This window comes from Cellulomonas sp. S1-8 (assembly GCF_026184235.1).
GTDB lineage: Bacteria > Actinomycetota > Actinomycetes > Actinomycetales > Cellulomonadaceae > Cellulomonas.
The window spans coordinates 686793-699044 of record NZ_CP110806.1 but is presented as its reverse complement, the minus strand read 5'-3'; the positions used below and the strand labels follow the sequence as shown (position 1 = coordinate 699044).

The following is a 12252-nucleotide window of genomic DNA, read 5'->3' as shown; positions in this document are numbered from 1 at the left end:
ATGGCACAGACCTCGGCGGTGGAGCTGGACGTGCGCGGCCGCACGGTGCGCATCAGCAGCCCGGACCGCGTCGTGTTCCCGGAGCGTGGGCTCACCAAGCTCGACGTCGCGCAGTACTTCCTGGCCGTCGGCGACGGGATCCTGGGGGCACTGCTGCACCGCCCCACGACGCTGGAGCGGTGGCCGAAGGGCGTGTTCGAGGGCGCGCGGATGTCGACCCGGCAGGACTCGTCGGGCGACGCGTTCTACCAGAAGCGCGTCCCGAAGGGCGCACCGGACTACGTCGAGACGTCGCGCATCGCGTTCCCCTCGGGGCGCACGGCCGACGAGGTCGCGCCGACCGAGCTCGCGGTGGTCGCGTGGGCCGTGAACATGGGCACGCTGACGTTCCACCCGTGGCCCGTCGTCCGCGACGACGTCGACCTGCCCGACCAGGTGCGCATCGACCTCGACCCGCAGCCGGGCACCGACTTCGACGACGCGGCCCGCGTCGCGCCGCTCGTGCGCGAGCTGCTCGCCGAGCACGGCCTCGAGGGCTACCCCAAGACCTCCGGCGGCCGGGGCCTGCACATCTTCGTGCCCATCGAGCCGGAGTGGACGTTCACCGACGCCCGCCGCGCGACCATCGCCCTGGGCCGCGAGCTGGAACGGCGGATGCCGGACGAGGTCACGATGAAGTGGTGGAAGGAGGAGCGCGGCGCCAAGATCTTCGTCGACTACAACCAGATGGCGCGCGACCGCACGATCGCGTCGGCGTACTCGATCCGCTCGAACCCGCGCGCCACGGTCTCCGCGCCCCTGACCTGGGACGAGGTCCCCCAGGTCCACCCCGACGACTTCGACGTCCTGACGATGCCCGACCGGTTCGCCGCGGTGGGCGACCTGTACGCCCCGCTCGTCGCGCACGCCGCACCGCGGTACCGCCTCGACTCCCTGCTCGAGCTCGCGGACCGCCAGGAGCGGGACGACGGCCACGGCGACCTGCCCTACCCGCCGGAGTACCCGAAGATGCCCGGCGAGCCCAAGCGCGTGCAGCCGAGCAAGGACCGCGACCGCCCCCGATGACTCCTCCGGCCAGCCCGTGAGCGGGCCCGTCGCGTACCGCTCGGCCGCGGGCCGGTGGGTGCTGCTCGCCACCGTCCTGGGGTCGTCGCTGGCGTTCATCGACGCGACGGTGGTCACGATCGCGCTGCCCCGCATCGCCGAGGACCTGGACGCGTCGACCGCCGACCTGCAGTGGACCGTCAACGGCTACGCGCTGACGCTCGCGGCGTTCCTGCTGCTGGGCGGCGCGCTGGGCGACCGGTTCGGCCGCCGGCGCGTGTTCCTGCTCGGTGTCGTGTGGTTCGCGCTCGCGTCGGTCGGGTGCGCGCTCGCGCCGGACGTCGGCACGCTGGTCGCCGCGCGCGTCCTGCAGGGCGTGGGCGGCGCCCTGCTGACCCCCGGGTCGCTCGCGATCCTGCAGTCGACGTTCGCGGGCGACGACCGCGGCCGGGCCATCGGCGCGTGGTCGGGGCTCGGCGGCATCGCCGGGGCGTCGGCACCGTTCATCGGCGGCTGGATCGTGCAGGTCGCCGACTGGCGGTGGGTGTTCGGCATCAACGTGCCGCTCGCGGCGCTCGTCGTGGTGGTCGCGCTGCGGCACGTGCCCGAGTCCGCCGACCCCGACGCGCAGGCCCGGGTGGACGTCGCCGGGACGGTGCTCGGCGCCCTCGGCCTCGCCGGCCTGACCTACGGGTTCACGGTGTGGACCGCGCCCGGGGCGCCCCCGGTGCTCGTCGCCGGGACGCTCGCCGTCGGCGTAGCCGCGCTGGTCGCGTTCGTCCGGGTGGAGGCCCGCGCCCGCGCACCGCTCGTCCCGCCGCACCTGTTCCGCTGGCGACCGTTCGCCGGCGTCAACCTCGCGACGTTCCTCGTGTATGCGGCGCTGTCCGGCATCGGCTTCTTCCTCGTCGTGACGCTGCAGGTCGTCTCCGGGTACTCGCCGCTCGCCGCGGGCCTGGCTCCCCTGCCGACGACGCTGCTGCTGCTCGCGCTCTCGCCGCGGGCCGGCGCCTCGGCATGCGCATCGGTCCGCGGGTCCCGATGACGGTCGGGCCGCTCGTCGTCGCGCTCGGCACGGTCCTGCTCGCCTTCGTCGGCCCGGACGCGCACTACGTCATGCACGTCCTGCCGGGCGTCACCCTGCAGGGGATCGGCCTCGTCCTGACGGTCGCCCCGCTGACGACCACCGCGCTCGCCGCCGCCCCCGACCGGCTCGCGGGCGTCGCGAGCGGCGTCAACAACGCGGTGGCCCGCATCGGCAGTCTGCTGGCCGTCGCGGTGCTGCCGCTGGTCGCGGGCGTCGGCGCGACGCTCACGGACCCCGACCGGCTCGCCCCGGCGCACCGCACCGCGATGCTGGTGTGCGCCGTGCTGCTCGCCGCGGGGGCCGCGGTCGCGTGGGTGACCGTGCCGCGCACCGCCGCCGACGTCCGCCCACCCGAGCCCGCCGTTCCGGGGACCGGGAGCGGGACCGGGAGCGGGACCGCGAGCGGGACCGGCGGCGTGTGACGGGTCAGCCGCGGTACTCGTAGTGCCAGTACTCGGGGTTCGAGCCGGTGCGCTGCGCCCACGTCGGGGAGACCCACCCGTACGCCGGGCCGTTGGCCACGAGCCACGCGCGCGCCGCCGAGTCCCAGCCGTAGTCGCACGGGAGCTCCGGGACGTCGAGCGCCAGGCCCGTCCCGTGGGACGACGTGCCGGGGACGGCCGCGACCGACCCGAGCGCCGCCCGCATCGCCACCTGCGTGTCGAGGTCGCGGTACGTGAGGTCCAGCGCGAGGTCGTGCCCCAGCGCGGCACGGAACGCGCCGTTGAGCCGCTCGAGCGCCGCCGTCGCGTCGGCCCGCAGGTAGAACGGGGTGCCGCGGGAGTCACGGGCCCACGACACCGCGGCCAGCGCGGAGGCGGGCAGCCGGCCGTTGGAGCCGTCGCCGCCGTCCGTCGGCGCGGAGGTGTAGAACGCGGGGCCGCTGTACGTCGTCGCACAGCGGTCGGTCCCACCGGTCGACCCGCCCGGCGACGGACGGGCCGCGGGCCGCTGCGCCGCCGCCGCACGGGCCACCTCCTGCGCCGCGGCCGCCCGGGTCTGCTCCGCGGTGACCGCCGCCTGCACCGCCGCGTCCGACCCGGCGACCCCGGCGGCCAGCGCGCGCGCCACCGCCGGCGACGCCGTGGTGACGGCCGCCTGCGCCGCCTCGAGCTGGGCGGCCAGGGCGGCGCGCGGCGCGTCGTCGTCGCCGACCTGCCCCGCCGAGGCCTCCCACGTCTGCCGGCCCTGGGCGAGCGCCGCGTCGAGCGCCCCGCGGGCGTCGGCGAGCACGGCCGAGCCGCCCGCCACGTCGGCCGACGCCGTCAGCGCCGCACGTGCCGCCGCGTCGTCACGGACCGCCACCAGCGCGTCCTCGACGCGGGCCTGCGCCAGGTCGCGCGCGTCGCGGACGTCCTGCCGCTCCCCCGCCACCCACAGGGCGGCACCCGTGCCGACACCGAGGGTCAGCGAGACCGCGGTGACGGCGGCGACAGCGACGCGACGCACAGGCGACCTCCCCCGGGGACGGACGCCACGGTAGCCGAGAGGCGCGCGCCCCACCCGGCGGCCGTGCTCAACGGCCGGCACTGGTCGCCGCCCCCGAGCCTCACGACGCATCACACGTCCGAGAACTCAAGACGCGCACGGGGCGCGCCGATGTCCCGGCATGGACACCCTCTCGCCTGCTCTCGCGGCGAGGTCCGCCGTCCCCACGGCTCCCTTGCTCGCACGTCCGCTGTCCCCGGGCGAGTCCGCGCACCTCGACCGGCTGCGGGCCTGGCTGCGGGGTGAGGGCACCGACGCGCACGACACCGCCGCGCTCGATGCCCGCTGGTCACGCCTGCTCGCGACGCACCCCGCCGACGCCCCGGCGCCCGCGGGCGTCGCCGCCGCGATCGGCATCGCCATCGGCGACCTGCTCGTCGCGTCCGTCACCGACGCGGTCTGGATGATGTGCCCCGGACCCGAGGGCGCCACGCCCGGCGTGCTGCTGCTCGACCGCCCGCACATGCCCGTCCTGCCGGTCCTCGACGCGCACGCCCGCTGGCGCGTGCGCTCCCCGGGCTGGACCGGCGACTACGTCGGGCGCGCGGCCGCGCACCTGCAGTCCGGCCGGCAGGTCCCGACGCCGCACCCCGCGGCGGAGGCGGAGTCGCCCGTCGCGCACGTCGGCACGGGCGGCCACGTCGCGGTCGACGAGGTCATGGCCGCTGACGAGGTCGTCGCTGCCCACGAGATCGTCGCTGCTGACGAGGGCGACGCCGCCCACGAGGTCGACGCCGCCCACGAGGGCGACGCTGCCGACGAGGGCGCGGACGCGGTCGACGTCGCGGACGGGGCTGTCGTCGGCGGGACGCACGACGTGCCGGTCGACGTCGCGGTCGACGTCCCGGCCGACCACACGGAGCCGACCGCCGAGACGGTGCCCGTGGAGACGGACGTCATCGCGCCCGCGATCGAGGCCGACCCCGTCGAGCAGCCCGCCGCCGCGTGGGCCCCGACGCCGCTGCGCGTCGAGCGGACGACGCCCGAGGCCATGGCGTGGAACCGGACCGCGCCCGACGTCGCGGCGGCGACCCCGGCGGCGCCGCTGTGGACGCCGACCTTCGTCGAGCCGGCCGATGCCGACGTCGTCGTCGCACCCGCACCCGCGCCCGTCGAGCCGGCCGATGCCGACGTCGTCGTCGCACCCGCACCCGCGCCCGTCGAGCCGGCCGCCATCGACCTCGCGCCCATCGACCTCGCACCCGTCGACCTCGCGCCCGTCGACCTCGCGCCCGTCGAGCCGGTCGCCGCACCGCGGCCCTACGCCCCGGCCGCGCCGCGCCACGACTCGTTCCCCGTCGGCGCGACCTCCCCCACGCCCAGCCGCGGCCTGCCGGTCTCAGCGGACCAGCCGCTCACACCGGAGGACCTGCCGCACCGGCCGTCCGAGCGGGTCCAGGACCTCGCGCTGCGGGCGCTCGAGCTCGCGCTCGACCGGGCCGTGTCCGACGTCGCGGGCTGCGCGCCGTTCGTGCTCGTGCGTGAGGACTACGACGTCACGGTGCTGGACTTCCCCCACTCCGACGCGGGTCTCGCGCAGGCGCGCGAGGACGCGCGCCGCGGCGCGTACACCGCGGCGGCCGTCGCGTGGACCAGCCCAGCCGACGCCACCCGCCCCTACCCCCGGGTCGTCGTCGACGCGTCGGCGGCGGGGCGACCGGGCATCCGGGTCGCGCACTCGTTCGCCCACGACGAGCACGGGGGCCGCGAGATCGGCGGCCCGCAGGTCGTCGGGCAGTCCGCCCCGGTTCTCTAGCCGGTGTCGGCGGCCCGTCCTACGCTCGGCGCATGGCCGACCGTCTGACGCCCGCCCACGCGGCTGCCGAGGCACGCCTGCACGCGGTGGCCGACGTGTTCGCCGACCTCCCGGGGGTCGTCCTCCCCGCTGCGGGCTCGCGGCACTTCGGCACCGCGACGCTCCGGGTGGACGGTCGGATCGCCGCCTTCACACCGGGCGACCACCTCGTCGTCAAGCTGCCCGCGGCGCGGGTCGCGGAGCTCGTCGCCTCGGGCGAGGGCGCGCCGTTCCCGTCGGGGCGTCCGGCGATGCGGGAGTGGGTCGCGGTCCTGTCCGACGACCCGCAGGTCTGGCACGACCACGTCGCGGCCGCGCTGGCGTACGTCGCCGTCTGACCGTCGGGCACGGGGTGGGCCGTCAGACGACGGGCGCGTCCTCGACGTCCGGGGCGACCTTCTGCTTGCCGTGCCGCACCTCGGCGCCGGCCATGATCGTGACGATCCGGATGTCGAGGACCGGACCCCCGCCCACGGGCGGCTCGGTCTTGTTCTCCCAGCCGCCGAGCAGCGGAAGGCCCGACGTGCGGACCTCCCACGTGCGCGGCACCTTGATCTCCACGCCGCCCCAGAACGTGAAGACGTCGATGCGGGCGGAGCCCTCGATGTCGGCCTCGCGCAGGTCGAGCTCGACGCCGCCCATGATCGCCGTGAGGCTGGCCGACCGGAAGTGCCGTGTCCGCGTGCGCCGCTCGGCGCCCCACCAGAACGCGATCGCCGTGACGCGGTCCTCCTGCTCGCCGCGACCGGTGGCGCCGAACGTGATGCCGAGGCCGATGAGGATCAGCGCGACGGGCCACAGGTAGTCCCACACGCTGACGTCGAGCACGTCGAGCTGGTCGAGCAGCAGCACGACGCCGATGGCCGTGATGACCGCGGGCCCGAACCACGCGCGCGGCACGAGCAGCAACGACGTCGCGCCGACGAGCACGATCGCGAGCGGCCACAGCGTGCCCACGACCGTCCCGAGGTCGACGTCGATGGCGCCCGTGCGCTCCAGCAGCAGCACCACCCCGGCGAGCACGACGAGCACACCGACAAGCACCTGACCCAGCGAACGGCGACCCTCCATGGGGGTCAACCTAGCGTCACCGGGCCCCGCCCGTCGCGGGTCGGACGGCCCAGGTCACGACGCCGGTGCGGCGGCCCCGGCGTGCTCGGTGCGGGCGGTCGCGGTCACGCACTGCGGGCACGGCTCGCGGTCCTCCTTCCCGTCGACCTTGTCGAACCACGCGAGCCGGCCACCGGCGGGACAGTCGTCGTCCTCGTGGAAGACGTGGGGCGCGCCGCTGCGGGCGGAGTGGTACGGACGAACGTGCATGTCGGCCTCCTTGCCGAGACGCCGGACCCCGTCGTCGGGGCCGTTCTCGCAGGCTAGGAGGCGCGGCGACCCGGGAACAGGGACCTCGGTCCGTTGAGGTCCACCGGGCCGTCCGCCGGGCCGTCAGGGGGCGGGGACCTCGACCTCCAGTCGGACGACGTCGCCCGTGCGCCGGAACACGGCCGTGCTCACGGCAGCGTCGAGCACGCCGCCGACGCCTTCGACCCAGGTGCCGTCCGCGAGGTGCGCGACGACGGTCAGCGCCGCACCGGGTCCGTCGACGCGCCGGTAGACGACCGGCACCTGGCAGAACGTGAACGCGAGCGCACCCGCGGGGAGCGTGAGCGCCCGCTCCTGGTGGGCGTGGTCGTGGTACGTGAACGTCGCCGGCGTCGCGGTCCACTCGTCGGCGCGCAGCAGCACCGGCCGCACGACGACCCGCCCGTCCTCGACCCGCAGCCCCAGCTCGCCGAGCCGCGCGAGGATCTCCTCCTTGACCTGGCCCGTCATGCCGGGCTGGCGCGCACCCTTGCCGGCGGGGGTGTGCGAGTACGGGTCGACGGGGAACGCGCCGTACACCTCGGGGGTCTTGCAGTAGCCGAGGCCGCGCCGGACGTCCTCGTAGGCGTCGGCGAGGCCGGCCACGACGGCGGCGTCGGCACCCTCGCAGACCGCGCGCTCGTGGTTCTCCTGCACGGCGAGCAGCAGCTTGGACACCATGTGCCAGTAGATGCTGCCGAGGCCCTCGTAGGCGAAGAAGGACCCCGACCGACCGGTGAACCGGGCGTGGCGGAACACCTGCTCGAACACGTCGAGCACCGCCTCGCGCCCGTCGGCGACCTGCTGCGGGGTCACTCCGGGGACCTGCCCGGGCAGCGCGTCGAGCGCGGCGGCGAGGTCCCGCGCGTTGTGCAGACCGGGCGCGAACCGGTGGTCGCCGTGCACGTCGCGCAGCACGATCGAGGAGTCGCCGGCCGCGACGAGCGCCGCGAGCAGCGGCGCGGAGGCGGCCTGCTCCGCGGTGACGAGGTTGCGCGCCAGGAACGTCGGCAGGTCGCGGTCCGGGTAGAGCTGGTAGGAGTCCTGGTCAGCGCGGTACAGCGCGCTGCGCCGCAGGGCCTGCACGAGGTCCAGGGCCTCGGCGGGGTTCAGCAGCCCGGAGGACAGCACCGCGACCTGACCCTCGAGCATCTCCTGCAGATGGCCCACCGTCGCCCCGTCGCGCAGGTCGAGCAGGTTGTAGGCGTGGAACAGCCCGTCCTGCCGGCGGTTGGCCCGCAGCGCGGCGTCGACGTAGGTCTGGGCGTCCGCGAGGAACGCCTGGACCGCCGGTGCCGACACGCGCGTGTGCGTGCCGCTGAACCCGGCGTACACGCGCGTGCGGTACGCGGTGCCCGCGGCGCCGAGCGCGTCCATGACGGCCCGCCGGCCGTGGTCGTCGAACCCGCTCTCGGCCTGGTCGAGCGGCCCGTCGAGAGCCGCGTGCACGTCCGTCAGCAGGCCCGCGAGCTCGCTCGTCACCGTGAACCCGTCGCCCAGCAGCTGCCGGGCCAGGGTCAGCGCGCGGCGCAGGTAGGCGAGGGTGACGACCGACAGGCCCTTGCCGACGAGCGCGTTGTTCGCGTCGTTCCACTCGGGGCGCTGGGTGTTCATCCAGATGCCGCCGTCCGGCACCAGGTTGACGACCTTCGCCAGGATGATCAGCAGCAGCTTCTCGCCCAACGACACGCGCACCAGGTCGCCGTCGGGCCCGTGCACGAGGCGCCCGTCCGCCCCCTGCGTCGCGACGCGCCGGACGACCCGCTCCTCCGTCTCGGTGTCGAACGTGATCGTCGCGATCGGGTCGAGGAGCGTCTGCTCGTACGTCGCGATGCGGTACGGCACGTCGGCGTGCGTGAACACCGCACGGTCCACGAACGCCTCCAGGCGGCCGGGGTGGAACCGCCGCGACGCCTCCAGGAGCTTGACCAGGTAGATCACCTGGTGGTCGCTCCAGTAGCCGATGTTCGCCCACGGGTTCGACGGCTCGGGCACCTCCCAGTCGATGCCGGAGCGCGAGATGCGGTACGGGTTGTACCCGTCGGCCGTCGTCGCGTCGAGGAACACCGCGACCATGGACTCCACGTACTCCGGGAACGACCAGGCCAGCGCCTCCCAGTTCTGGAAGATGTCCCGCCAGTTGCCCTGGAAGTCGACGCGCGTCTCGCCGCGGGCGTCGTTCAGGGCGATCGCGAACTTGTTCCACGGGCGGCTCGGGTCGCCGTGCCGGCGGCTGAACGTCAGCGGCAGGTACTCCCGCACGAGGCGCAGCAGGTCCGGGTCGCCGGACACGTCGGCCCGGTCGACGAGGTCGTCGACCTGCGCGGTCGCGGCGAGCGCGTCGAACCACGCGCCCCGGCGCTCCGCGGTCCGGGGGCTGCGCTGCGCGACGAACGCCCGCAGGTCGGCCGTGCGGACCGTGTACCCGTCGGCGGGGACCCCGCCGCGCATGACGTTGAACAGCACGTTCGCGCGGTGGTGGGCGGCGGCGAGCTCGTCGCCCGTGAGCTGCGCGGCGTCGGCGGTGCCGACGAGCCGGTCGAGGTGGTCGCGCGTGCCCTCGACGTCCGCCGCGAGCGCCGCGGCGGCCGCGGCCGGGTCGGCGAGCGCGGCCTGCAGGCGCACGACGTCGGCGGCGCTCTGGTCGACGTCGGCGACGACGCTCCAGCGGCGCTGCTCACCCGGCGCGAGCGTGAGGTGGGCGCGGACGAGGTAGGCGCCCTTCTCGCCGCGCACCTCGTGCTCCGCGACGACGGGCCGGCCGGTCGCGAACGCGCCGACCTGGCGCACGGAGAGCAGGTGGTCGACGTCGTCGAGGCCGACCTGCCAGGCGACCGTCGTGGAGAGCGACTCGCTCGGGTCGGCCTTGTCGGTGAGCGTCGAGTTCAGGTAGACGAGCCCGAGGCCCGTCGCCGCGTCGACCTCAGCGCGCTTGTACGCGTCGAGCAGGCTGCTGAGCTCGCCCTGCGTCTGGACGGTGACGCCCGCGGGCAGCAGGTCGACGAAGCCGTCCAGCACCTCGGCCCGGACGGTCCGGTCGCTCGTCGCGGCGACCTCGACCTCACGCACGACGCCGTACCGCGCGGCGGTCGCCCACGTCACACGCACGCGCAGGCCCAGGTCAGGGCGGGTCTCCTCGAACACGAGGGTCGTGCCCAGCGGGTCCTTGAGCAGGTGCCGCTCGGCGTCCGGGTCCCCCGGCCGGCGCGGCGCGAACGGCTGCCAGAACACCGGGGCGTCGTCCGTGTCGACGCGCAGCAGCGTGAGCCCGCCGGTCCGGCCGGCACCGGCCGCGACCTTGTCCTCGGTGGCGTAGGGGAACAGCGCCCGGTCGGCCTGCTCCCGGCCCGCGGTGACGCCGCCGGTGCTGGAGATGAACACCCACAGGTCGCTCGCCCCGACGAGCGTCATGAAGAACGGCGGCAGGTCGTCGTAGGACGCGATCCGGTAGAAGCGACGTCCGTCGAGGTCGACCAGCCCGGACGTGGGGGCGTCGGGCACCGGGCCCTCGCTGCCGGTCTCGTCCGTGGGTGCGAGCGTGAAAGTCTGCGACGCCATCGTCGATGTCCCTCTGTCGAAGCGCTCCCCGCCGGATCGGGGCGGGACCGCGTCGGTGCGGTCGTGGGTGCGCTCCCATACGCTGGCACGTGTCATCTGCGAAGGCAACCGTCGAGGTCAGCGCGCCGCGTCTCATGACGAAGGCCCCACCGCAGCGGTCAGCTGCTGGTGGGGCCTTGTCGTCTACGAGCCGCCTTGGGGAATCGAACCCCAGACCTTCTCATTACGAGTGAGACGCTCTGCCGACTGAGCTAAGGCGGCGTCGTCGCGCGGCAGCGGAGGACCACGACCGTTCGGCGAGCGCGCCCACTGTACCCGGCACGCGGCCCGTCTCCAAAGTCAGCAGCGGGTGCCCTCGGCGGGGGGCGTGCCGGTCAGCAGGTAGGTGTCCACGGCGCCCTTGATGCACTGGTTCGACCGCCCGTACGCCGTGTGCCCCTCCCCCTCGAAGGTCAGCAGCACGGCCGACGACAGCAGGTCGGCCAGCCGCTCCGCCCACGCGTACGGGGTCGCCGGGTCGTTCGTCGTGCCGACGACGAGGATGGGCGCCGCGCCCTGCGCCTCGTACGACGGGAGCCCGCCGACGGAGGGGACCGGCCAGGCCGCGCACGCCGCACCGCCGTAGGAGAAGAACTCCCCGACCGTCGGGGCGACCTCCTGCACGTCCGCGGCGTCGGCGCGCATCTGCTCCGGGTCGGCCGACGGACGCTCGTCGAGGCACAGGATCGAGGAGAACGCCTCGTTCTGGTTCGAGGAGTACGTCCCGTCCGCCTGCCGCCCGTAGTACCCGTCGGAGAGCTGCAGCAGCACCGAGCCGTCGCCGCGCTCGATCGCACCGGTGAGGGCCTGCGTGAGCAGCGGCCAGCTCGACTGCGTGTACAGCGGGGCGGCGACGCCGCTGAACGCGAGCGCGACCGTCACCTCCCGGTCGGAGCCCGTGGGCAGCGGGTTCGCCCGGATGCGGTCGAACATCTCCCCGATCTGCGCGAGGCCCTCGTCCACGTCACCCTCGAGGGGGCACGACGGCCCCGCCTGGCAGTCGGTGACGTAGGCGCGCAGCGCACCCTCGAACCCGGCGGCCTGGCCGGCCGCGACCTCGCCCGAGTCCAGCGTGGGGTCCAGCGCACCGTCGAGCACGAGCCGGCCGACGCGCTCGGGGAACAGAGCCGCGTACGTCGCGCCCAGCTCGGAGCCGTAGGAGTAGCCGAGGTACGTCAGCGCCTCGTCGCCCAGCGCGGCACGCAGCACGTCCATGTCGCGCGCGGCGCTGGCGGTGTCGACGTGGCCGAGCAGCGGTCCGGTCCGGTCCAGGCACGCCTGGCCGAACTCCCCGTTGCGGGCGATCGCGTCGGCGATGCCCTCGTCCGTCGTGAAGTCCGGGACCCACGCCGTGAGCGCGTCGAGCTCGGGGGGGTCCACGCACGTCACGGGCGACGAGTGCTGCACACCGCGCGGGTCGAACGCGACCAGGTCGTACGCCGCCAGCACCTCGCGCGACACGATCTGCCGGAAGAAGCTCACGTTGTCGACGGCGGACCGCCCCGGCCCGCCGGGGTTCACCAGCAGCGACCCGACGGGCGAGCCGCTCGACGCGGGCGCGCGCCGCAGCGCGACCGTGATCGTCTCACCGTCCGGGTCGTCCCAGGCCAGCGGCACCGTCGCGTCCGCGCACTGCTCGTCGCCGCACGTCGTCCACTCCAGGACCTGGTCGTAGAACCGCGCGAGCGAGGGGTCGGAGGTGCCGGACGTCGAGGCGTCCGAGGACGGCGAGGAGGCCTGGTGCTTCGGCGCGACGCATCCGGTCAGACCGAGCACGACGAGGGCGACGAGGGCGCACCGGCGCAGGGCGGGATGCGTCGGCATGCGCCTACGGTAGTCGTCCCGGCGGGCACTCCAGGGACCGACGCCCTGCGCCACGGCC

General features: G+C 75.2%; 10 protein-coding genes and 1 tRNA gene. 5 read left to right on the top strand and 6 right to left on the bottom strand.

Features of this window, described 5'->3' with window-relative positions:
* From ligD to OKX07_RS03270, 3 genes are read left to right on the top strand one after another with little or no spacing between them, the layout of a single operon-like run.
* Positions 1 to 1065, top strand: a complete 1065-nt coding sequence (gene ligD, locus OKX07_RS03280; protein WP_265630437.1) for a non-homologous end-joining DNA ligase — start codon at positions 1 to 3, stop codon at positions 1063 to 1065.
* A 16-nt stretch (positions 1066 to 1081) separates the two neighbouring features.
* A complete protein-coding gene (locus OKX07_RS03275) occupies positions 1082 to 2089 on the top strand; it encodes an MFS transporter (protein WP_265630436.1) in 1008 nt (335 codons plus the stop codon).
* Entirely contained in the window at positions 2086 to 2553 is a 468-nt protein-coding gene (locus tag OKX07_RS03270) for a hypothetical protein (RefSeq protein WP_265630435.1), read from the top strand. The genes OKX07_RS03275 and OKX07_RS03270 overlap by 4 nt, the downstream gene beginning before the upstream one ends.
* A 4-nt stretch (positions 2554 to 2557) precedes the next feature.
* Here OKX07_RS03270 and OKX07_RS03265 read toward each other — a convergent pair whose 3' ends face one another.
* Positions 2558 to 3580, bottom strand: a complete 1023-nt coding sequence (locus tag OKX07_RS03265; protein WP_265630434.1) for a M15 family metallopeptidase — start codon at positions 3578 to 3580, stop codon at positions 2558 to 2560.
* A 160-nt stretch (positions 3581 to 3740) separates the two neighbouring features.
* On the opposite strand from OKX07_RS03265, the gene OKX07_RS03260 reads away from it, so the two are divergent.
* A complete protein-coding gene (locus OKX07_RS03260; protein ID WP_265630433.1) occupies positions 3741 to 5375 on the top strand; it encodes a hypothetical protein in 1635 nt (544 codons plus the stop codon).
* Between the two features lie 32 nt (positions 5376 to 5407).
* Complete coding sequence (locus OKX07_RS03255) at positions 5408 to 5752, top strand: hypothetical protein (protein WP_265630432.1); 345 nt, start codon at positions 5408 to 5410, stop codon at positions 5750 to 5752.
* 22 nt (positions 5753 to 5774) lie between these two features.
* Here OKX07_RS03255 and OKX07_RS03250 read toward each other — a convergent pair whose 3' ends face one another.
* The 5 genes from OKX07_RS03250 to OKX07_RS03230 form a co-directional block, all read right to left on the bottom strand.
* Positions 5775 to 6485 (bottom strand): LiaI-LiaF-like domain-containing protein, encoded by a 711-nt coding sequence (locus tag OKX07_RS03250; RefSeq protein ID WP_265630431.1) that lies wholly within the window; start codon positions 6483 to 6485, stop codon positions 5775 to 5777.
* A gap of 54 nt (positions 6486 to 6539) precedes the next feature.
* Positions 6540 to 6734, bottom strand: a complete 195-nt coding sequence (locus OKX07_RS03245) for a hypothetical protein (protein WP_265630430.1) — start codon at positions 6732 to 6734, stop codon at positions 6540 to 6542.
* 123 nt (positions 6735 to 6857) lie between these two features.
* Entirely contained in the window at positions 6858 to 10331 is a 3474-nt protein-coding gene (locus OKX07_RS03240) for a hypothetical protein (RefSeq protein WP_265630429.1), read from the bottom strand.
* A gap of 188 nt (positions 10332 to 10519) precedes the next feature.
* Positions 10520 to 10592: transfer RNA gene (locus OKX07_RS03235), tRNA-Thr, on the bottom strand.
* A 78-nt stretch (positions 10593 to 10670) separates the two neighbouring features.
* Positions 10671 to 12194: an alpha/beta hydrolase gene (locus OKX07_RS03230; protein ID WP_265630428.1), complete on the bottom strand. Its 1524-nt coding sequence runs from the start codon at positions 12192 to 12194 to the stop codon at positions 10671 to 10673.
* Between the last annotated feature and the right edge of the window lie 58 nt (positions 12195 to 12252).

Bases quoted from the DNA above. Each gene is read 5' to 3' on its own strand.
- OKX07_RS03270 (WP_265630435.1), top strand. From the start codon at position 2,086: ATGACGGTCGGGCCGCTCGTCGTCGCGCTCGGCACGGTCCTGCTCGCC.
- OKX07_RS03260 (WP_265630433.1), top strand. From the start codon at position 3,741: ATGGACACCCTCTCGCCTGCTCTCGCGGCGAGGTCCGCCGTCCCCACG.
- OKX07_RS03255 (WP_265630432.1), top strand. From the start codon at position 5,408: ATGGCCGACCGTCTGACGCCCGCCCACGCGGCTGCCGAGGCACGCCTG.
- OKX07_RS03245 (WP_265630430.1), bottom strand. From the start codon at position 6,734: ATGCACGTTCGTCCGTACCACTCCGCCCGCAGCGGCGCGCCCCACGTC.
- OKX07_RS03230 (WP_265630428.1), bottom strand. From the start codon at position 12,194: ATGCCGACGCATCCCGCCCTGCGCCGGTGCGCCCTCGTCGCCCTCGTC.
- OKX07_RS03240 (WP_265630429.1), bottom strand. From the start codon at position 10,331: ATGGCGTCGCAGACTTTCACGCTCGCACCCACGGACGAGACCGGCAGC.
- ligD (WP_265630437.1), top strand. From the start codon at position 1: ATGGCACAGACCTCGGCGGTGGAGCTGGACGTGCGCGGCCGCACGGTG.
- OKX07_RS03250 (WP_265630431.1), bottom strand. From the start codon at position 6,485: ATGGAGGGTCGCCGTTCGCTGGGTCAGGTGCTTGTCGGTGTGCTCGTC.